This is a genomic window from Pseudomonas sp. ICMP 460 (assembly GCF_002723595.1).
Classification (GTDB): domain Bacteria; phylum Pseudomonadota; class Gammaproteobacteria; order Pseudomonadales; family Pseudomonadaceae; genus Aquipseudomonas; species Aquipseudomonas kitaguniensis.
On sequence record NZ_LKBR01000011.1, the window covers coordinates 25,343 to 46,323 of the forward strand.

The window sequence follows — 20,981 nt, forward strand, 5'->3', positions numbered from 1 at the left end:
CTTGTTTAAGCACAGAGCCCCATTTAAAGCACAGGGGCCGACACCTGCGTGCGCCTCAGCGTGCAGGTTTTTCCCAACGGTATTGCGCCAGCTCCGCGTTGAGCGGCGTACGCGCAAACACGTTAGCGAAGTTGCACAGGGTGGCCAGGCTCACGCCCAAAATAACCTCGAGTGCCTGGCCGTCGGAGTAACCGGCGGCGCGGAACGCCTCAAAGCCTGCGTCGCTGACATCACCCCGCGTGGCGATCACTTCGCGCGTGAACGCGGCGAGTGTCTCATAGCGAGCGTCGGGTAATTCGCCGCGTTGGCGCAGGGCTTCAATCACCGTTTCGGGCAGCTTGGCTTTGTTGCGTGCTACGGCGGTGTGGCCGGCCACACAGAAATCGCAGCCGTGGGTGGTGGCGGCAACCAGTTGCACCACTTCACGCTCGGCCAGGCTCAGCTCAGCCTTGGCATTGATAGCCGAGACGGTAATGTAGGTTTCCAGCGCCGCCGGTGCATTGGCGAGTACGCCGAGCAGATTGGGGATGAAGCCCGAGCCTTTCAGGGCGTTCTCCAGAAAAGGTTTGGCCGCTTCGGGTGCGGTTTCAGGGGTCAGCAAGGGTACACGGGGCATGGAGTGGTCTCCTGATGAGTTCGTGTCCTCAGTCTGTTGGTTATAAAAAAACCGCTCAATAGGCTAAAGTAGCGATTACTTGCTCTAGAGTCTTTCCGTTAGATGAATTCGTCCAGTGCACTTGTCGATTGGTTATTAGACAGCCTCGAACTCAACACGCGTTTATTCCACATCGGCCGCTATTGCGGCGACTGGCACGCGAGTACTCACGGGCTTGCCAGCGCGAGTTTTCACCTGGTTGTGCAAGGCCAGTGCTGGCTGCATTTGGACGGCGAGCCGACGCCGCAACACTTGAATAATGGCGATGCGGTGTTTCTGCTGCGTGACTTGGCGTATCGCTTGTCTGGTGAAGCGACCGCCGCTGCGGCGCAGGCAAGCCCACGGCGCCCAATGCTGCCGCTGGACAGCGCTGCCGGCGACGGCGTGGGGTTGGTCTGCGGCTTTTTTCACTTCCACTCCGGCCTGTCGGCAATGATCGTCGACAGCCTGCCGGCACGGATCATCCTGCGCGCCGGCGACCCGTCACTGACCGCCGCACGCAGCTTGTTCGAACTGATCCTGCAAGAGTGCGAGCGCGCCCCGGCGCCCTCTTCCGCGCTGCTCGAACGTCTGTGTCACCTGCTGTTTCTGTATGTGCTGCGCCAGCAAGTGCTCGACAATACCGAGCTTGGCGGGCTGGCGGCACTCGCCCGGCAACCGGCGTTCGCCAACCTGCTGGAGCAACTGATCGCGCGCCCTGCCGACGCCTGGAGCCTGGAAAGCATGGCGGCCTGCACCGGGCTCTCGCGCTCGGCGTTTTTCAAACGGTTCAGCGAGTTGTGCGGCCAATCGCCGGGGCACGTGCTGCTGATGATGCGCATGCGCCATGCGTGCGAGCTGTTCAAGCAAGACCAGACCGTGGCGCAGGTGGCACTGGCGGCGGGTTATCAATCGGTGGCGGCGTTTACCCGGGCCTTTCACAAAGTCATCGGGCAACAACCCGGCGCCTATCGCAAGGCTCAAGCCTGACGGTGCAGCGCCTAAGGGTTATCCGCCTGCGACAGCGGTCGTGCGACCTCTTCAAGCGATTTGCGCTCGGCAGCCGTGCCCCAGCGCCATTGCACCATCGCTGCAAACAACATCAGCCCTGCACCAATCAAGTAGCCGACCAACAACTGGCTGCGCTCACCGCTTTCGATCAGCTCACCAAACAGCGTTGGGCCGATGATGCCGCCCAGCCCCGTGCCGAATGCATAGAACAGCGCAATCGCCAGCGCACGAATTTCCAGCGGAAAAGTTTCGGCCACGGTCAGATAGGCAGAACTCGCAGCCGCAGACGCGAAGAAAAAGATCACCATCCAGGCGATTGCCTGTTGAGTTACATCCAGCAGCCCCTGTTGAAACAGATAACCGCTGATCGCCAGCAGCACCGCAGAAACAGCATAGGTCAGGCTGATCATCACCCGTCGACCCACCACGTCGAACAACTTGCCCAGCAGCAGCGGCCCACAAAAATTGCCCAGCGCCAGCGGCAACACGTACCAGCCAACGCGTTCAGCAGGCACACCGTAAAAGTCCGTGAGTACCAGCGCGTAGGTGAAGAAAATCGCGTTGTAGAAAAAAGCCTGCGCCGTCAGTAACGTCAGGCCCACCAGCGAGCGCTGGCGAAACGTAACCAGCAGCGTTTTGGCGACTTCGCCAAGCGGCGTGTGGTCGCGAACATGCAGCCGCAATGGCCTGCCCGCGACGGCAGGCAACACGTGTCCCTGGCGCTCAAGGCCGACTTCGATCTGTTCAACGATCTTTGTCGCTTCGTCCGAACGCCCGTGAATCAGCAACCAGCGCGGGCTCTCCGGCAGCCACAAGCGCATCAGCAAAACCAGCAAACCGAGTGCCGCACCGATACCGAAGCACAGGCGCCAGCCCAACTCGGCACCCACCCACTGCGGGTCGAGCAACACAATCGAGCCGATTGCCCCCAACGCAGCGCCTAGCCAGAACGTCCCGTTGATGGTCAGATCGACCCAACCCCGGTAACGGGCTGGCGTGAATTCTTGAATCGTCGAGTTGATCGCCGCGTACTCGCCGCCGATGCCCATTCCGGTCAGCGCTCGGAACAGCATGAAGCTCCACACGCTGAACGAGAATGCCGTAGCGGCGGTAGCGCCGACGTACAGCAGCAAGGTGATGAAGAACAACTTGCGGCGCCCGAAGCGGTCCGCCAGCCAGCCGAAGAACAGCGCGCCCACCACCGCACCGGCTATGTAGGCAGCGCCGGCCAGGCCGATGTCGCTGCGGCTGAGGTTAAGCACCGGGCTGGCCTGGAGCGCACCTGCTACCGAGCCTGCGAGGGTGACTTCCAGGCCGTCGAGCAACCAGGTAATGCCCAGCGCCATGACCAGCAAGGTATGAAAACGCCCCCACGGCAGGCGATCCAGCCGGGCAGGCAAATCAGTTTCGAACACCGCTCCATTATTAAAAGTCGTGTTCATCTCCGGGCTCCCCACGGCTGACGCTGATGTCTGGGTTGAGAGTCATTGAAATCGTCCGAGTTCACTCGCCAGGAACACCGGGCATCGCATTACATCGACCGCCATAAACTTTGCACCCTCGTGCCTAAAGCTCCCCCCTGCCAAGCCGATACCCCGACGAAGCTCTAACAAAGCCGCGCCAATAATAAACGCTTCGTAAGGACGATACCCATGCCCCCATTGCGCTCCATCCAAACCCGCTACACCGTGTTTCTGGTGCTGTTCGTCTTGGTGTTATTTGTGTTGACCGTCGTGGGCATCGGCCAGTTGGTCGCGCCCAAGCTGCGACAGACCGAAGAACAGGTCGTGCTCAACCGCATCAACGAAGTGGCCGTACAAATCCAGGGCGAACTGAACAAGGTTCAGTCCCAGCAACGCAGCATCACCCAAACCATCCCGCTGCTCGACAGCGACGCCATCGACAAGGTGCTGCCTGGCCTGGTCGACCAATACGGCGAGCTGAAAGTCTTTGGCGGTGGCATCTGGCCGCTGCCTAACCAGCGAACGCCGGGCCGTAACAAGCACAGCACCTTCTGGCACCGCGATGCGTCGGGCAAACTGGCGGTGAACACCTTCTGGAACAGTGACGCCGCGCCCAATTACTACGACCAGAGTTGGTACAAAGGTGGCCTCGCCGCACCGCGCGGCCAGTGCGCCTGGGCGGCCGCCTACAAAGATGACGCCAGCCAGGAACCGCGCACCAACTGCGCCATGGCGATCCAGCGCGACGGCGCGGCTTATGGCATCGCCACCATCGACGTGACCCTGGGTTTCTTCAATGATCTGGTGGCCAGCAAGGAAAAAGACATCGGCGGGCAAATGCTGATCGTCGAGGCTGACGGCAAGATCATCAGCAACAGCACACGCATCAGCGGCCCGGTGGTGTTGAAAAACATCAGCGAACTGGCCGGTTCTTCAGCCTTTGCGGCTCAAGTCAGCAAGGCGCTGGGCCAACGCGACCAGGCGCTGCAACGCACCGAGTTCGACAACCAGGGCGTCGCCAGCACCTTCTATATGCGCCCGATTGAGGGCACGCCGTGGTTGCTCGCCACCGCCCTGCCCACGTCGTTGATCACCGCCCAGCGCGATGACGTGCTCGGCAGCCTCAGCCTGATCCAGATTCCCATGGTGTTGCTGCTGGTGCTGTTGCAGGTCTACGCGATTCGCCAACTGGTGCAGCGCATGAAGTCGCTGAAGACCAATATCGACGCGCTGTCGGCCGGCGACGCCGACCTGACGCGGCGCATCACCATTCGTGCTGAAGACGAACTGGGCGCGATTGGTCACTCGGTAAATCACTTTATCGTGTACCTGCAAAACATGATCAGTGAAGTCACGCTGGCCACCGGCGCGATGTCGTCAGGCCTTGAGCAGTTGCAACAGACCTCGGCCCACACCAACCAGATTTTGGTGCGGCACGCCTCGGAGACCGATCAAACGGTCACCGCCATCACCGAAATGAGCTCCACCGCCGACACCGTCGCGCACAACGCCGCCGAAACCGCGTCGTTTACCCAGCGCGCGAATGAGCATGCCGACCGCTCGCGGGTGGTGGTGGGTGAAGCGTCCAACAGCGTCAGCGCCTTGATCGGCGAAGTGGCCAGCGCCACCCACACGGTAGAAAACATGCGCCAGGACGCCGCGCGCATCACCGAAACCCTCGGTGTGATCGGCGCGATTGCCGGGCAAACCAACCTGCTGGCACTGAACGCGGCGATTGAAGCAGCGCGGGCGGGCGAGCAAGGCCGTGGTTTTGCGGTGGTCGCCGACGAAGTGCGCGCGCTGGCTGCGCGCACCCAAGCCAGCACCTCGCAGATCAACGAGATGCTCGCGCGCCTGACCACCGGCGTGAGTTCGTCGGTGACGGCCATGGAAAACACCCAAGCCAGTTGCCAATCGGCGGCGGATGCCACCGCACGGGTTAACACCGGCCTGGATGAAATGGCTGGCTCGGTCAGCCATATCAACAACCTCAGCACGCAGATCGCCACAGCCGCCGAGCAGCAAAGTGCGGTGACCGAGGAGATCAACCGCAGCATGGTGCAAATCCGACATATGGTCGACGAGCTGGTAGAAAGCGGCCACACCACCCAAACCAACACACAGAGCCTGCTGGATGCGAATGGCCGCGTGATTGCCCTGATGAGTCGTTTCAAGGTGCGCTGATAAGTGGCTGTGGCACTTCCGTGCAATGCGCGGGAGTGGGACTATTCTGAAAGTTCCGAGCCACACAGGAGGTGGGTCATGCACGCTGTCGAGCATTCAAGCCGCTTGGAGCGGATCAGCCAGGAGCGCTTTATCGAAGCGCCCCTGGAGGTTGTTTATGACTATGTGAGCCAGCCTGATCGTTGGCACGAGTGGCACCCTACGGCGCTCAGTGCCGACACCGGCACCCGCGGGTCATTGCTGGCCGGCACACGTTTTAACGGGGTTATCGACTTGCTCGGCGTGCGTGTGCCCATGAGTTATCGCGTGCAAGTGGCGTGTCGACCGGGTGAGTTTAAAAGCGTGTTTACCTCGTTGGTGGTGGATGGGTCGGTGCATTACTTTTTGCAAGCGCATCGCGGTGGCACGTTGTTTAAACGTGTGTTGACGTATGAGACCGAGCTGCAACTGGCCACGCTTCATCAGCGCATGCTTGAGCTGTCCAATGTGGCGCTGGACCAGCTTAAGCAGCGGCTGGAAACAGGTCTTTAGAGCAGGTACACCGAGCCAAAATTGTGGGAGCGGGCTTGCTCGCGATGCAGTCAACTCGGTGTGACTGAGGGTCCGAGGTGCCTGCATCGCGAGCAAGCCCGCTCCCACACATGCAGTTTTGGACCCTTTCAAAAGTGACTCGCCATCAGTAACAACCCCAAAGCTAAGACCCACAAAAGCGTGTAGATGCCTGTGCTACGATGCCGCCGTCACCCTCCGCCCCTGCCTGATCGCGAGCCCCCATGAAAACCTCGTTGCAACTAGCCCTGCTGTTTGCGTTGGTCACCCCTGCCCTTGCGCTGACCACCATGCCGGGCATGCACCCGGCGCACTGATTGATGCTCGCCGGTTACCTGGGGCTGTTTTTCGCCGCCTTCGGCGCCGCCACGCTGTTGCCGATGCAATCCGAAGCGGTGCTGGTGGGCTTGTTGATCAGTGGGCATTACAGCCTGTGGGCGTTGCTCGCAATCGCCACCGTCGGCAACTTGCTGGGCTCGGTGGTCAACTGGTGGCTGGGGCGCTCGGTGGAGCGCTTTAAGGCGCGGCGCTGGTTTCCGGTCAGCCCCCGGCACCTGGAAAAGGCCAGCCGCCACTACCAACGCTGGGGGCATTGGTCGTTGTTGCTCAGTTGGGTGCCGATTATCGGCGACCCGCTGACACTGGTGGCAGGCGTCATGCGCGAGCCATTCTGGCGCTTCCTGCTGTTGGTCACCGTCGCAAAAGGCGCCCGATACGCGGTACTGGCGCTGTTGACGCTGAGCCAGCTCTCCCACGCCCTGCAGGAATAATCCTTGTTTTCGCCGAGTTCGGCGCGCGCTTCATTCGCTTAATCCTCGATTAATGCCTGGCCCAAAGACTCCGATTTTTCCCTGCAGAGCCCCGCCCCATGCAAGCCACGTGCACGCGCTTTCTCACCCCTTTATTACTCGCAGCGGCCCTCACCGGCTGTGCTACCGGCACACAAACCACTTACGGTCCGCAGTTGCAGGGTTTTCGCTACCCGTATCCGCTTGAGCAGTTCACGTTCTCGTCACAGGGCCAATCGTTGCAAATGGGTTATATGGACGTGAAACCCAAGGGCACACCGAATGGACGCAGTATCGTGCTGATGCATGGCAAAAATTTTTGCGGCGCCACCTGGGCAGACTCGATCAAGGCCCTGAGCGACGCCGGTTACCGCGTGGTGGTGCCTGACCAAATCGGTTTTTGTACCTCCAGCAAGCCCGAAACCTACCAGTACAGCTTCCAGCAACTGGCAATCAACACCCAGCAACTGGTGGAAAAACTCGGGATTAAAAAGATCACGCTGTTGGGGCATTCCACCGGCGGCATGCTCGCCACCCGCTATGCCTTGATGTATCCGGCGCAGACCGAACAGCTGGCGATGGTCAACCCCGTTGGTTTGGAAGACTGGAAAGCCATGGGCGTTCCTTACCGCACCGTCGACCAATGGGCGCAAGCCGATAGCCAATTGACCTACCAAAGCGTGCGCGACTACCAACAAGCCAACTACTACCTTGGGCGCTGGGAACCTGCGCACGATCGTTGGGTAGACATGCTGGTAGGGCTGCACAACGGGCCCGGCAAGAAGGAAGTGGTGCGCAACTCGGCGCTGATCTGGGACATGATATTCACCCAGCCGGTGTACTACGAGTTCAAGGACTTGAAAATGTCCACCTTGCTGCTTATTGGCACCTCCGACACCACCGCGCTTAACAGCGACCTGGCGTCACCGCAAGTCAGGGCGAAAATCGGCAATTACGCAGAACTCGGCAAGCACGTCGCCAAGCTGATTCCCAACGCAACCCTGGTGGAATTCGCCAACCGGGGCCATTCGCCACAGCTCGAAGATCCTGAACAGTTCCACACGGCGTTGCTGCAAGGCTTGAAAGCCCTCTAGCCCGTTGAGTTACGGGGCGCCAGTGGCGTGACTGCGCCGCCCCGTTAATCCTCACTTAATCGTTGCGCCACAGCATCCGGTCACTGCCTCCGGAGACTGACCCATGCCCCTGATCCGTTCACTGTGCGCCGCCAGCCTGCTGCTCGGCAGTGCCCTTCCCGCCTTCGCCGCCACCGAAAGCCCGGCCTACGGCCCCGAACTGCAAGGCTTTGAATACCCCTATCCGGTTGAGCACTTCAACTTCCAGTCGCAGGGCAAATCCCTGCAAATGGGTTACATGGACGTACCGGCCAAAGCCCCTGCCAATGGCCGCAGCGTGGTGCTGATGCACGGCAAAAACTTCTGCGGCGCGACGTGGGATCAATCGATAAAGGCCTTGAGCGACGCCGGTTACAGGGTGATCGCAGCCGACCAGATCGGCTTTTGCACCTCCAGCAAGCCGGACCATTACCAGTACAGCTTCCAGCAACTGGCGATTAATACCCACCAGTTGCTGGATAAACTCGGCATTCAAAAAGCCACCCTCGTCGGCCACTCCACCGGCGGCATGCTCGCCACCCGTTACGCGTTGCTTTACCCGGCGCAAACCGAGCAACTGGCGCTGGTCAACCCGATTGGCCTGGAAGACTGGAAAGCCTTGGGCGTGCCGTACCTCAGTGTCGACCAATGGTATGAACGCGAGCTGAAAGTGAGCGCCGACGGCATTCGCAAGTACGAACTGAATACTTATTACGTCGGGCGCTGGAAGCCCGAGTACGAGCGTTGGGTCGACATGCTCGCGGGCCTGAATAAAGGCCCGGGGCATACTCAGGTCGCCTGGAACTCGGCGTTGATTTACGACATGATCTTCACCCAGCCGGTGTACTACGAGTTCAAGGACTTGCAAATGCCGACCCTGCTGCTGATCGGCACCGCCGATACCACCGCCATCGGCCGTGACGTTGCGCCGCCCGAGGTCAAGGCCAAGCTGGGCAATTATGCGGTGTTGGGCAAGCAAGTGGCCAAGCTGATCCCGCACGCTACTCTGGTGGAATTCCCGGGCATGGGGCACGCGCCACAGATGGAAGATCCGGCCAAGTTTCATAAAGCGTTGTTGCAGGGTTTAAAGGCCCTTTAAGTCAACTTTTATCGAGGCACTCGTGAACGTCGGTACAGATCGCAGTCATTGATGATTGGCAGAACGTTGCCAGTGGCGTGGTGGACTGGTCGGCGCTGGCGTCGGTTGGCCAGGTGCATTTCCTGCACGATTACCCGGCGGACACGGCGTCGATGATCGAGCGTTTGCAGGCATTCACGGTTATTTGCCTGATGCGCGAACGCACCCTCTTCGACAAAGCGCTGTTGCAGGGCTTGCCCAACCTCAAGCTGTTGGTGACCGGCGGCATGCGCAATGCCGCTATCGACATTACGTCCGCCAAGGCCCTCGGCATTCAGGTGTGCGGCACCGACAGCTACAAGCAGGCGGCACCTGAATTGACCTGGGCGTTAATCATGGCCTCGACGCGCAATTTGCTCGCCGAAGCCAACTCCCTGCGTGCCGGCAACTGGCAGGTGGGGCTGGGTGGCGATCTGTACGGCAAAACCCTGGGGGTGCTCGGCTTGGGCAGTATTGGCCAGAAGGTCGCGCAGTTCGCCCAGGTATTCGGCATGCGCGTGGTGGCCTGGAGCGAAAACCTCACGCCCGAACGTGCCGCCGAGTCGGGTGTGACCTGGGTCAGCAAGCGCGAGTTGTTCGAGCAGGCGGATATTCTCAGCGTTCACTTGGTACTCAGCGATCGCAGCCGTGGTTTGGTGGATGCCCAGGCGTTGAGCTGGATGAAGCCGACTGCGCGCTTGGTCAATACCGCGCGTGGGCCGATTGTGGATGAGCAGGCGTTGGTTCAGGCACTCGAAAGCGGGCGCTTGGCGGGGGCGGCGCTGGACGTGTATAGCGACGAGCCGCTACCGGCTGATCATCCATTTCGGCGCTTGCCCAACGTGTTGGCCACGCCACATGTGGGGTATGTGAGCGAGCAGAATTACCGGCAGTTCTACCAGCAGATGATCGAAGACATTCAGGCATGGGCCAACGGCATGCCCATGCGCGTGCTTGGCTGACGCACCCATTCAGTGCATACGCACCACCTGCTGGCGGTTGCATCGCCCCGCTTTGAGTACTTTGCCGGCAAGCCCGGCTGCAGATTTTAAATTTGCATATGGTTACAAGTTTATTGTCCTACAAAATCCGGCGAAAACCCTACAGGCGCTGGGATCTGTCCTAGACTCATCAACCATGGGTCCGTTCCAAAACAAAAACCCCGCAAAAAATCTAAACTTTCCAACTCTGCCATAGGTCCAGTTTTAAGGGAGGCGAGCACGCGCGTTTCGCGAAATGCCCGTCCATCCAATCTATTTCTGCTTGCCGTGCAACTGGCATAAGCCTTGCCAGATTTGTACAGCGCTTGCGCGCCTGGCCGCAGGATGCGGTCATCGGAGCTAGTGGCAGCGGGCCACTAGCCCACCAAAACGTGGGAGAGCATTATGATCAGTGCCGCAGTAGATACTCAGGGAGAGCGTTTTAGTCAGCCGGTAGGGGGGCCTACGTCATTGGCCGACCTGCCCAACACTGTGCGGCCGATCGTGAGTCAGAATCCTAATCGCAAGAAAGTGCTGTTTGTTACCTCCGAATTCGCCGATCTGGTGAAAACCGGTGGCCTGGGCGACGTCTCCGCTGCCCTGCCCCGCGCAATGGCGCACCTGCACGATGTGCGGGTGCTGATCCCCGGCTATCCGCAGGTGATGGAAAGCGACAACCCGATTCATATCATTGGCGAGTTGGGCGGCCACGCCGCGCTGCCGCCGTGCAAGATCGGGCGCATGGACCTCAAGGACGGCCTGGTCATCTATGTACTGATCTGCCCTGAACTCTACGAGCGCGAAGGCACACCTTACGGTGCCAACAACGGCCGCGACTGGCCGGACAACCATATTCGCTTCGCCCGCCTGGGCCTTGCCGCCGCCGACATGGCCGCCAACCTCGCGCAGATCCACTGGTGCCCGGACCTGGTGCACGCGCATGACTGGCCTGCTGGCCTGGCACCTGCCTATATGCACTGGCGTGGCTCACGCACTCCCACTCTGTTCACCATTCATAACCTCGCCTACCAGGGTGTGGTCAGCTTGGCGTCGACGCCTGAGCTGGGCATTCCGCCGCATGCCTTGCAACAGGAAGGCATGGAGTTCTACGGCAAGATGTCGTTCCTCAAGGCCGGCATGGCGTACTCCAGCCACATCACCACCGTGAGCGCGACCTACGCACAGGAAATCACCACGCCGGAATTCGGCTGCGGCCTTGATGGCTTTTTGGCCAGCAAGACCCAGCAAGGCCTGCTCAGTGGCATTCCCAACGGCATCGATGAAAGCTGGGAAACCTCTACCGACACGCACCTGACCCACAACTTCAATATCGGCGACTGGGAAGGCAAGGCGGTTAACGCCGCGCACGTTCGCGAGCTGTTCGGCCTGCATGACTCCAGCGGCCCGTTGTTCGCTGTGGTCTCGCGCTTGGTCTATCAAAAAGGCCTGGACCTGACTGAAGCGGTGGCCAGTTTTATCGTCGAGAACGGCGGCCAGATCGCCATTATCGGCCGTGGCGAACCGGAAGAAGAACACGCCATGCGTGAACTGGCGCTGCGTTTTCCCGGCCAGGTTGGCGTACGTATTGGCTTCAATGAGACCGATGCGCGGCGCATGTTCGCCGGCAGCGACTTCCTGTTGATGCCATCGCGCTATGAGCCTTGCGGCCTGAGCCAAATGTACGCACAACGCTTCGGTTCGTTGCCGATAGCGCGCAACACCGGGGGCCTGGCCGACACCATCGAGAATGGCGTGACCGGGTTCCTGTTCAATGAATCCACGGTGCAAAGCTACGAAGAAGCGCTGAGCCGCGCCTTCAGGGTGTTCGCCAACACCGGCCTGCTCAACGCCATGCGCTGCCGCGCCATGACCCAGCCTTTCAACTGGAGCCAAGCGGTGGAACCCTATGCTGAACTGTACGAACAGCTTGTGGCTAAAGCACTGGGGAAATCGGCTAGTTAATCAAGGGAGGTCTTCATAGATGCCGTTACGGACTTTGGAAACCTGGCCCCACGGCGCAATCATGCTGGACGCGCAACACACGCGTTTTGCCTTGTGGGCGCCAGACGCGTTTTATGTCAGCGTTGAATTGGAAAACGGCAAGTCGATCGCCATGCTGCCTCAGGCAGATGGCTGGTTCGAGACCGAAATACAGTGCCCGGCGGGCACGCTTTACCGCTATAACATCGACGGCGAAATGGACGTTCCCGACCCGGCCTCCAGGGCTCAGGCTGCGGACGTGCACGGTTGGAGCGTCGTCGTCGACCCCCTCGCCTACGAATGGCGACACAGCAACTGGCAAGGCCGCCCGTGGCACGAAGCGGTGATTTACGAGGTGCATGTCGGCGCGCTGGGCGGCTACGCAGGCGTTGAACAGCACCTGCCACGCCTGGCCGAATTGGGCGTCACCGCGATTGAATTGATGCCGTTGGCGCAATTCCCCGGTGAGCGTAATTGGGGTTACGACGGCGTTCTGCCCTATGCGCCCCAAGCCTCCTACGGCACCTCCGAACAGCTCAAGCAGTTGATCGACAGCGCCCATGAACACGGCCTGGCGGTGATGCTTGACGTGGTCTACAACCACTTCGGCCCCGACGGCAATTACCTCGGCCAATACGCCAAAGGCTTCTTTCAAGAAGACGTGCACACGCCTTGGGGCGCGGGCATTGATTTTGATCGGCGCGAAGTGCGCGACTTCTTCCTCGATAACGCGCTGATGTGGCTGCTGGAATACCGCTTCGACGGCTTGCGCCTGGATGCGGTGCACGCCATCGACAACCCCGGCTTTTTAGAGGAGCTGGCGCAGCGCGTGCGCCAGCAAACAGATACCGGCCGCCATGTGTGGCTGGTGCTGGAAAACGAATTCAACCAGGCCAGCCTGCTTGAACACTCATTTGATGCGCAGTGGAATGACGACGGCCACAACGCGCTGCACGTGCTGTTGACCGGCGAAACCGACGCCTACTACAGCGATTTTGCCAAAGACACCACCGCCAAACTGGCGCGCTGCCTGAGCGAAGGGTTTATCTATCAGGGCCACGCCACTCGCCATGGCCATATGCGCGGCGAGCCCAGCGGGCACTTGCCGCCGAGTGCGTTCGTGCTGTTTTTGCAGAACCATGACCAGATCGGCAATCGTGCCTTTGGCGAACGCCTGCACCAACTCTGCTCGCCGCAGGCGCTGAAAGCTGCGACCGCTTTGTTACTGCTGTCGCCGATGATTCCATTGATGTTCATGGGCGATGAAGTCAACGCCAGCGAACCGTTCCTGTTTTTCACCGACCACCATGGTGAACTGGCCGAGGCCGTGCGCGAAGGCCGACGCAGCGAGTTTGCGGATTTTGCCGCGTTCCAGGACCCGGAGCGGCGTGAGCGTATTCCTGATCCAAACGCCTTGACCACGTTTCTGGAGTCAACGCCCACGTTGACCGAGAACGAACACGCGCAGCTTTACCGCCACCTGCTGAGCCTGCGTCACCAGCACATCGTGCCGCACTTGCCGGGCACTGTGGCGTTGGGTGCGCAGGTGCTGGCAGACGGCGCCGTCACTGCACGCTGGCGCCTGGGCAATGGCAGCGTATTGCAGATTGACCTGAACTTGAGCGCAACGCCGCTCAGTCACCCCGCGCCGCAACACCTGCTATTTGAAACGCCTGCCACGGGTGGCGCGCAACTCGCGCCGTTCAGTGCACGCGTGGCCTTATTCCCTGTTGGAGAGCACTCTTGAGCGAAGCGAATCTGGAAATACTCGCCAGTCGCGCGGGCCTGGCCGTCGATTGGATCGACGCAAACGGCCGCCCGCAACATGTAAAACCCGAGGCTCTACGCGCCGTGCTCAAAGGCCTCGGCCACCCGGCGGATACCGATGCCGAAATCGACGCCAGCTTGCTTGAAATGGAGCAGGTGCAACAAGACAAACACCTGCCACCGCTGATGACCGTCGACAGTGGCGAAGGCCTTGACCTGGCGCGCTACTTCGAACCCGACACGCTGTGCCGGGTCAATTTGGAAGGTGGCGAAAGCCTCGAATTACGCCTCGACAGTGACGCCGTGCTGCCAGGCGTCATCGCCCTTGGCTACCATCAAGTGCACATCGGCGACCAGACCTTTACCCTGGCGGTTGCGCCCACCCATTGCTACAGCGTGGGCGAAGCGGCTGACAGCCAACCTGCGCGGGCGTGGGGCTTGAGCGCCCAACTGTATGCGCTGCGCCGCCTCGGCGACGGCGGTTTCGGCGACACCCTGGCGCTGGAACATCTGGTGCGTGCCGCCGCCGAGCGCGGTGCCGACGCCCTGGCTATCAGCCCGATGCACGCGATGTTCAGCGCCGATACCTCGCGCTATAGCCCATATTCGCCTTCCAGCCGGCTGTTTCTAAACAGCTTGTACGCCTCGCCTGCGTGCATCCTCGGTGAGCGCGAAGTGCGCAACGCTGTCGAAACCCTCGGCTTGACCGAAGAGCTGCACAGCCTTGAACAACACACGCTGATTGACTGGCCCGCCGCTGCCAGCGCCAAGCAACGCCTGTTGCGCGCGCTGTATGAAGGCTTCCGCCAAGGCCAGCACCCGCAACACGCCGACTTCCTGAGCTTCCGCCAGGCCGGTGGCGAAGCGCTGGAAAACCATTGCCGCTTCGAAGCGGTACAAGCGGTTCGCGCCGCCGCCGGTGAAGACCTCGATTGGCGCCATTGGCCAGAGGCATGGCGCAGCCCGCAGAGCCCGGCACTGGCAGAGTTCGCCGAGAACAATCGTGAACAAATCGGCTACTTCGCCTTCTGCCAATGGCTGATTGCGCGTTGCCTGGAGCGCGCGCAACAAGCTGCGCGGGGCAGCGGCATGGGCGTCGGTTTGATCGCCGACCTGGCCGTGGGCGCCGACGGCGGTGGCAGCCAGGCCTGGAGCCGGCAAGATGAGTTGCTCGCGAACCTGACCGTCGGCGCACCGCCCGACATTCTCAACCGCGCGGGCCAGGGCTGGGGCATCTCGGCGTTTTCGCCTGAGGGCCTCAAGCGCAACGGCTTTCGCGCGTTTATCGAAATGCTGCGCGCCAACTTCGCCCACGCCGGCGGCCTGCGCATCGACCACGTGATGGGCCTGCAACGCCTGTGGGTAATCCCCATGGACGCCTCGCCGCGTGAAGGCGCCTACCTGTATTACCCGGTGGACGACATGTTGCGCCTGTTGGCGCTGGAATCGCATCGCCACCAGGCCATCGTGCTCGGTGAAGACCTCGGCACCGTGCCCGATGGCCTGCGCGAAAAACTCAGCGGCCGCTCGATTCTGGGCATGCGCGTGTTGCTCTTCGAACAAGGCCACGATGGCCAATTCACGCCGATCCTCGACTGGCCGGACAATGCCCTGGCGACCACCAGCACGCACGACTTGCCGACCCTTAATGGCTGGTGGCACAGCCGCGACATCGAGTGGAATATCCAACTCGGCCTGATCGACGCGCCTACCGTGGAGCAATGGAGCGAACAGCGCCTGCGCGAGCGTCAGGCGCTGCGCCAGGCCTTGAGCGAAGACCCGCAGAACTTCGTCGATGAAATCCGCAACGACACCGACCACGTGATCGATGCCAGCGTGCGCTACTTGGGCCATACCCGTGCACCGCTGGTATTGCTGCCGCTGGAAGATGCGCTGGGCGTTGAAGAACAAGCCAACCTGCCCGGCACCACCGACACCCACCCTAACTGGCGCCGCCGCCTGCCGGGCGAGGCTGCCAGCCTGCTCGACAACGCCGGCGCCGCTCGCCGCCTCGAACTGCTGGCCGTCGCGCGCAACCAAGCCTATGAGCGTGATCGATGAAAGCACTGCCTCTGCGCGCTACCCAGCGCCTGCAATTTCACAAAGGTTTCACCCTGGATGACGCGGTGCCGTTGGTGCCGTACTTTGCCCAACTGGGCATCAGCCACGTGTATGCCTCGCCACTGCTCAGCGCCCGCGCAGGCTCGATGCACGGCTACGACGTGGTCGACCCGACCAGCGTCAACCCCGAACTGGGCGGCGAACCTGCGCTGCGCCGCTTGGTGGCCGCGCTGCGTGAACACAATATGGGGCTGATCCTCGATATAGTCTCCAACCATATGGCGGTCGGCGGCGCGGATAACCCGTGGTGGCTGGACCTGCTGGAATGGGGCCGCTTAAGCCTCTACAGCGAGTTCTTCGACATTCAGTGGCACTCGCCCGACCCGTTGCTCAAGGGCCAACTGCTGATGCCGTTCCTCGGCAGCGATTATGGCGAAGCTTTGCAAAGCGGCGCCTTGGTGCTGCAATTCGACGCCGCGCACGGGGCGTTTTACGTCGAGCATTACGAACACCGCTTCCCGATCTGCCCGCGTGATTACGCTTCTATTCTGGGCGGTGATGACTTGCTCAAACCGTTGGCCGAGCGCTTCAGCGCCCTCGCCTACCAGGACGACGCTTATCACGAAGCGGCGTGGCTCAAGCAGGCCTTGGCCGAACGCGCCACCGAAGGCGAGGTGCTGCGCGCCATTCAACAACGCCTGGCTGAGTTTGACGGGCGCCAAGCCGACGGTTTCACGCGCCTGCACGCGCTGCTTGAGCAACAGGCCTACCGCCTGGCGAGCTGGCGCACCGCGGCGGACGACATTAACTGGCGGCGCTTTTTCGACGTGAATGAGCTGGGCGGCTTGCGCGTAGAGCGCACCGCCGTGTTTGAAGCCACTCACGGCAAGATTTTCGAGCTGATCAGCCAAGGCCTGATAGACGGTCTGCGCATCGACCACATCGACGGGCTGGCCGACCCACGCGGTTATTGCCGCAAGTTGCGCCGTCGCGTCGATTCACTCTCACCAGAGCGGCACTTGCCGATCTTCGTTGAAAAAATCCTCGGTGAAGGCGAAACCCTGCGTGAAGACTGGCAGGTGGACGGCACAACCGGCTACGAGTTCATGAATCAGCTGTCGCTGCTGCAACACCATCCCGATGGTTTTGAGCCGCTGGCCGAATTGTGGACCCGCCACAGCGAGCGGCCTTCGGCGTTTATCGAAGAGGCGTGGCTGGCGCGCCAGCAGATCCTCAACGGTTCGCTGGCCGGTGACTTCGAAAGCGTGGCCCAAGCCCTGCTGCAAGTGGCCCGCGATGACGTGATGACCCGCGACCTGACGTTGGGCGCGATACGTCGCGCCTTGCAGGAACTGATCGTGCACTTTCCGGTGTACCGCACCTACATCAGCGCCTTGGGCCGCAGCGAGCGCGACGATGTGTTTTTCCTGCAGGCGTTGGCCGGTGCCCGCAGCACCTTGAGCGAAGGCGACTGGCCAGTGCTCGACCACCTGGAAAAATGGCTGGGCGGCCAGCCGTGGCGCAATCGCCCGGTGGGCCGTGAACGCAAGATGCTCAAGCATGCGTGTGTGCGCTTCCAGCAACTGACCTCGCCGGCGGCCGCCAAGGCCGTGGAAGACACCGCGTTTTACCGCTCGGCCGTGCTGCTGTCGCGCAACGACGTAGGCTTCAGCACCGAGCAATTCAGCGCACCCGTGGAGGCGTTTCACGCCGTCAACCAGCAGCGCCTGGAGACGTTCCCTGACAACCTGCTGGCCACCGCCACCCACGACCACAAGCGCGGCGAAGATACCCGCGCACGTTTGGCCGTGCTCAGCGAATGCGCGCCGTGGTACGCCGCACAGGTTGAAGACTGGCGCAGGCTTGCTGCGCCGTTGCGCAACGACGCCAGCACGCCCTCGGCAGGCGATGAGTTGATCCTGTACCAAGTGCTGCTGGGCAGCTGGCCGCTGGACCAGGGCGAGGATTTTGACGGCTATCAACAGCGGCTGTGGCAGTGGCAACAAAAGGCCCTGCGCGAAGCCAAGTTGCAGAGCAGTTGGAGCGCGCCCAACGAGGCGTATGAACAAGGCGTCGAAGCCTTCCTGTCTCGCGTTTTGCTCAGCGATGAGGGGCAACCGTTGCGCAGCGCCATCAACAGCGCCGCGCAGGCCATCGCGCCGGCGGGCGCCGTTAACGGGCTGGCGCAATCCTTGCTTCGCCTCACCGTGCCGGGTGTGCCGGACTTGTACCAGGGCGATGAGTTCTGGGACTTCAGCCTGGTCGACCCGGACAACCGCCGCCCGGTGGATTTCAACGCGCGGCAACAGGCGTTGGATACACCACCGGACGTGGGTGAGCTGTTGTTCAACTGGCGTGACGGGCGCATCAAACAGGCGCTGATTGCCCACGTGCTGGCCTTGCGCAAGGCCCAACCCGAGCTGTTCCAGCGTGGCAGTTACACGCCACTTGAAGTGGTCGGCCAACACGCCGAACACGTGGTCGCTTTTTGCCGCGAGCATCAGGGCACACGCGTGCTGGTGGTGGTGCCACGCTGGTCACATGAGCTGCTGGAAAACGGCGTGTACCCTGAGATCAATGCGCAGGTTTGGGGCGATACCCGGGTGAAATTACCGTTCGCCGCCACAACACAAAACTGGAAGGGACTTTTTCACACAGGCGCAGTCACACCAGACAAGGAGCTGTTGATCAGCGCTGCCCTGGGGGATTTCCCGGTCAATGTCTTTATCAATCCTGATGATCAAGAAAGCTGAAAATTTTCTGCGAGGAGCATTTTGATGAGTACTGAAGACAAACGCGTTCGCGAACTAGCGCATCAGATCTGGGAATCTGAAGGCAAGCCCCACGGTGAAGATGCACGTCACTGGGAAATGGCGCGCAAGCTGGCAGAAGCCGAAGCGCTGACGCCGAGTAAACCCAAGGCAGCCGCCAAGCCGAAAACCGCACCCAAGCCTGCGGCAAAAGCCAAGCCGCCCGCGCCGGTCGCGAGCAAACCGGTGCCCCCGGCCGCTAAAAAACCAGCAGCTCCAAAAAAGCCCAAGCCTTAATACTCGCAACTTTTCACCGCCTCCTTCCGCGGTTGTCGGCAGGAGGCCATTCCACTACCCATTGCGTCAGCTGAAAGATCGTCGGCACGGTCCCGTTCGGCCCGAATAAATACCTCTGCAGGAGCAATTTGATGAGCAAACCAGAAAAAAGCCAAACGACGCCGGAAAACGAGCCGTCGCGGATTCGTGAAGGTTTGCCCTTCCCGCTTGGCGCCACTTGGGATGGCCTTGGCGTTAACTTTGCGCTGTTCTCAGCCAACGCGACCAAGGTTGAGCTGTGCCTGTTCGACGACACCGGCGAAGTTGAGCTGGAGCGTATCGAACTGCCCGAATACACCGATGAAACCTTCCACGGCTACCTGCCCGACGCCCACCCCGGGCTGATCTACGGCTACCGCGTGTACGGTGCGTATGACCCGGCCAACGGCCATCGCTTCAACCACAATAAATTGCTCATCGACCCTTACGCCAAGCAGTTGGTCGGCGAACTCAAGTGGTCTGAAGCGCTGTTTGGCTACACCATCGGCCACCCCGATGATGACCTCAGTTTTGACGAACGCGACAGCGCGCCCTTCGTGCCCAAGTGCAAGGTCATCGACCCGGCGCACACCTGGGGCAACGACCAGCCGGTGCGCGTGCCGTGGGACCGCACGATTATTTATGAAACCCACTTGCGCGGCATCAGCATGCGCCACCCTTCGGTGGGCGAATCGGTGCGTGGCACCTGCGCCGGCTTGATGGAAGCAGACGTGCTCAAGCACATCCGCCAGTTGGGCATTTCGTCCGTCGAACTGTTGCCGGTGCATGCGTTCGTCAATGACCAGCACTTGCTCGAAAAAGGCATGACCAACTACTGGGGCTATAACAGCATCGCGTTTTTTGCCCCCGACCCGCGCTATCTGGCGAGTGGCAAGATCGCCGAATTCAAGGAGATGGTTGCGCACCTGCACGACGCCAAGCTGGAAGTGATTCTGGACGTGGTCTACAACCACACGGCCGAAGGCAACGAGCGCGGCCCTACCCTGTCGATGCGCGGTATCGACAACGCCTCGTACTATCGCCTGATGCCCGACGACAAGCGCTTTTACATCAACGATTCCGGCACCGGCAACACCCTCGACCTGAGCCACCCGTGCGTGCTGCAAATGGTCACCGACTCGCTGCGTTACTGGGCCACGGAAATGCACGTGGACGGCTTCCGCTTCGACTTGGCGACCATCCTCGGCCGCTACCGCGAGGGCTTCGATGAGCGTCACAGTTTCCTCGTGGCCTGCCGCCAAGACCCGGTGCTGCGCCAGCTTAAATTGATCGCCGAGCCGTGGGACTGCGGCCCAGGTGGTTACCAGGTGGGTAACTTTCCGCCGGGTTGGGTGGAATGGAACGACCGTTTCCGCGACACCGTGCGCGCCTTCTGGAAAGGCGACGACGGCCAACTCGCAGACTTTGCCGCGCGCATGACCGCCTCCGGCGAAATGTTCAACCACCGTGGCCGCAGGCCTTACAGCTCGGTGAACTTCATCACCGCCCACGACGGTTTCACCCTGCACGACCTGGTGTCGTACAACGACAAACACAACGAAGCCAACGACGAGAACAACCAGGACGGCAGCAACAACAACCTGTCGTGGAACCACGGCGTCGAAGGCCCGACCGACGACCCGGAAATCAACGCGCTGCGCCTGCGTCAAATGCGCAACTTCTTCGCCACCCTGCTGCTGGCCCAAGGCACGCCGATGCTGGTGGCCGGTGACGAGTTCGCACGCACCCAGCACGGCAACAACAACGCGTATTGCCAGGACAGTGAGATTGGTTGGGTCAACTGGGAACTCGACGACGACGGCAAGGCGCTGCTCAAGTTTGTAAAACGCCTGATCAAGCTGCGCATGGCTTACCCGATTCTGCGCCGTGGTCGGTTCCTCGTGGGCGATTACAACGAAGACATCGGCGTGAAGGACGTCACCTGGCTGGCGCCGAGTGGCGATGAGATGAGCACCGAACAATGGGAAGACAGCCACGGCCGCTGCCTCGGCATGCTGATGGATGGTCGCGCGCAGGAAACCGGTATTCGTCGAGCGGGCGGTGACGCCACCTTGTTGCTGGTGGTTAACGCCCACCACGACATGGTCAATTTCCGCCTGCCGCCAGTGCCCGAGGGTGAGTTCTGGACCTGCATGCTCGACACCAACGACCCGGCCGTGCTGGGCCAGGAACGCTTTGAGTTCGAGCACGAGTACGCTGTCACCGGCCGCTCGCTGCTGTTGTTTGAACTGCAGCGCGACGAGGTGTGA

15 protein-coding genes are annotated in these 20,981 nt (G+C 61.2%); 13 read left to right on the top strand and 2 right to left on the bottom strand.

Going from position 1 to position 20,981, the window contains the following annotated elements:
- Positions 1 to 55: 55 nt before the first annotated feature.
- Positions 56 to 616 carry a carboxymuconolactone decarboxylase family protein gene (locus tag AO240_RS09370; RefSeq protein WP_099236302.1) on the bottom strand — a complete coding sequence of 187 codons (561 nt, stop codon included), beginning with the start codon at positions 614 to 616 and terminating at the stop codon, positions 56 to 58.
- 102 nt (positions 617 to 718) lie between these two features.
- On the opposite strand from AO240_RS09370, the gene AO240_RS09375 reads away from it, so the two are divergent.
- Positions 719 to 1,624, top strand: coding sequence for an AraC family transcriptional regulator (locus AO240_RS09375; protein ID WP_099236303.1), 906 nt, complete (start codon positions 719 to 721; stop codon positions 1,622 to 1,624).
- 11 nt (positions 1,625 to 1,635) lie between these two features.
- On the opposite strand, the gene AO240_RS09380 is transcribed toward AO240_RS09375, so the two are convergent.
- Positions 1,636 to 3,087, bottom strand: coding sequence for an MFS transporter (locus AO240_RS09380; RefSeq protein ID WP_099236304.1), 1,452 nt, complete (start codon positions 3,085 to 3,087; stop codon positions 1,636 to 1,638).
- Positions 3,088 to 3,297: 210 nt separating this feature from the next.
- On the opposite strand from AO240_RS09380, the gene AO240_RS09385 reads away from it, so the two are divergent.
- The 12 genes from AO240_RS09385 to glgX all read left to right on the top strand — a co-directional run bounded on the left by AO240_RS09385 (position 3,298) and on the right by glgX (position 20,981).
- On the top strand, positions 3,298 to 5,292 hold the full coding sequence (locus tag AO240_RS09385; RefSeq protein ID WP_099236305.1) for a methyl-accepting chemotaxis protein: 1,995 nt from the start codon (positions 3,298 to 3,300) through the stop codon (positions 5,290 to 5,292).
- Between the two features lie 78 nt (positions 5,293 to 5,370).
- Positions 5,371 to 5,823: an SRPBCC family protein gene (locus AO240_RS09390; protein WP_099236306.1), complete on the top strand. Its 453-nt coding sequence runs from the start codon at positions 5,371 to 5,373 to the stop codon at positions 5,821 to 5,823.
- A gap of 338 nt (positions 5,824 to 6,161) precedes the next feature.
- Positions 6,162 to 6,611 (top strand): YqaA family protein, encoded by a 450-nt coding sequence (locus tag AO240_RS09400; protein ID WP_099236307.1) that lies wholly within the window; start codon positions 6,162 to 6,164, stop codon positions 6,609 to 6,611.
- A 98-nt stretch (positions 6,612 to 6,709) separates the two neighbouring features.
- Positions 6,710 to 7,723, top strand: a complete 1,014-nt coding sequence (locus AO240_RS09405) for an alpha/beta fold hydrolase (protein WP_099236308.1) — start codon at positions 6,710 to 6,712, stop codon at positions 7,721 to 7,723.
- Between the two features lie 103 nt (positions 7,724 to 7,826).
- Complete coding sequence (locus AO240_RS09410) at positions 7,827 to 8,840, top strand: alpha/beta fold hydrolase (RefSeq protein ID WP_099236309.1); 1,014 nt, start codon at positions 7,827 to 7,829, stop codon at positions 8,838 to 8,840.
- A gap of 38 nt (positions 8,841 to 8,878) precedes the next feature.
- Positions 8,879 to 9,820, top strand: coding sequence for a D-2-hydroxyacid dehydrogenase family protein (locus AO240_RS09415; RefSeq protein ID WP_099236310.1), 942 nt, complete (start codon positions 8,879 to 8,881; stop codon positions 9,818 to 9,820).
- A gap of 423 nt (positions 9,821 to 10,243) precedes the next feature.
- A complete protein-coding gene (gene glgA / locus AO240_RS09420; protein ID WP_099236311.1) occupies positions 10,244 to 11,800 on the top strand; it encodes a glycogen synthase GlgA in 1,557 nt (518 codons plus the stop codon).
- Between the two features lie 19 nt (positions 11,801 to 11,819).
- A complete protein-coding gene (treZ, locus tag AO240_RS09425) occupies positions 11,820 to 13,565 on the top strand; it encodes a malto-oligosyltrehalose trehalohydrolase (protein ID WP_099236312.1) in 1,746 nt (581 codons plus the stop codon).
- On the top strand, positions 13,562 to 15,646 hold the full coding sequence (gene malQ / locus AO240_RS09430; RefSeq protein WP_099236313.1) for a 4-alpha-glucanotransferase: 2,085 nt from the start codon (positions 13,562 to 13,564) through the stop codon (positions 15,644 to 15,646). Before treZ ends, malQ begins: the two co-directional genes overlap by 4 nt.
- The gene (locus tag AO240_RS09435) at positions 15,643 to 18,399 is read left to right on the top strand and encodes a malto-oligosyltrehalose synthase (protein ID WP_099236314.1); all 2,757 of its coding nucleotides are present in this window, start codon (positions 15,643 to 15,645) and stop codon (positions 18,397 to 18,399) included. Before malQ ends, AO240_RS09435 begins: the two co-directional genes overlap by 4 nt.
- A gap of 24 nt (positions 18,400 to 18,423) precedes the next feature.
- Entirely contained in the window at positions 18,424 to 18,693 is a 270-nt protein-coding gene (locus AO240_RS09440; protein ID WP_099236315.1) for a DUF2934 domain-containing protein, read from the top strand.
- A 131-nt stretch (positions 18,694 to 18,824) separates the two neighbouring features.
- A complete protein-coding gene (gene glgX / locus AO240_RS09445; protein ID WP_058411147.1) occupies positions 18,825 to 20,981 on the top strand; it encodes a glycogen debranching protein GlgX in 2,157 nt (718 codons plus the stop codon).

What these genes read in the sequence shown, in the direction of transcription:
- glgA (WP_099236311.1), top strand. Translation starts at nt 10,244, where the DNA reads ATGATCAGTGCCGCAGTAGATACTCAGGGAGAGCGTTTTAGTCAGCCG.
- AO240_RS09390 (WP_099236306.1), top strand. Translation starts at nt 5,371, where the DNA reads ATGCACGCTGTCGAGCATTCAAGCCGCTTGGAGCGGATCAGCCAGGAG.
- treZ (WP_099236312.1), top strand. Translation starts at nt 11,820, where the DNA reads ATGCCGTTACGGACTTTGGAAACCTGGCCCCACGGCGCAATCATGCTG.
- AO240_RS09400 (WP_099236307.1), top strand. Translation starts at nt 6,162, where the DNA reads ATGCTCGCCGGTTACCTGGGGCTGTTTTTCGCCGCCTTCGGCGCCGCC.
- AO240_RS09375 (WP_099236303.1), top strand. Translation starts at nt 719, where the DNA reads ATGAATTCGTCCAGTGCACTTGTCGATTGGTTATTAGACAGCCTCGAA.
- AO240_RS09435 (WP_099236314.1), top strand. Translation starts at nt 15,643, where the DNA reads ATGAAAGCACTGCCTCTGCGCGCTACCCAGCGCCTGCAATTTCACAAA.
- glgX (WP_058411147.1), top strand. Translation starts at nt 18,825, where the DNA reads ATGAGCAAACCAGAAAAAAGCCAAACGACGCCGGAAAACGAGCCGTCG.
- AO240_RS09410 (WP_099236309.1), top strand. Translation starts at nt 7,827, where the DNA reads ATGCCCCTGATCCGTTCACTGTGCGCCGCCAGCCTGCTGCTCGGCAGT.
- AO240_RS09440 (WP_099236315.1), top strand. Translation starts at nt 18,424, where the DNA reads ATGAGTACTGAAGACAAACGCGTTCGCGAACTAGCGCATCAGATCTGG.
- AO240_RS09370 (WP_099236302.1), bottom strand. Translation starts at nt 616, where the DNA reads ATGCCCCGTGTACCCTTGCTGACCCCTGAAACCGCACCCGAAGCGGCC.
- AO240_RS09405 (WP_099236308.1), top strand. Translation starts at nt 6,710, where the DNA reads ATGCAAGCCACGTGCACGCGCTTTCTCACCCCTTTATTACTCGCAGCG.
- AO240_RS09380 (WP_099236304.1), bottom strand. Translation starts at nt 3,087, where the DNA reads ATGAACACGACTTTTAATAATGGAGCGGTGTTCGAAACTGATTTGCCT.
- AO240_RS09385 (WP_099236305.1), top strand. Translation starts at nt 3,298, where the DNA reads ATGCCCCCATTGCGCTCCATCCAAACCCGCTACACCGTGTTTCTGGTG.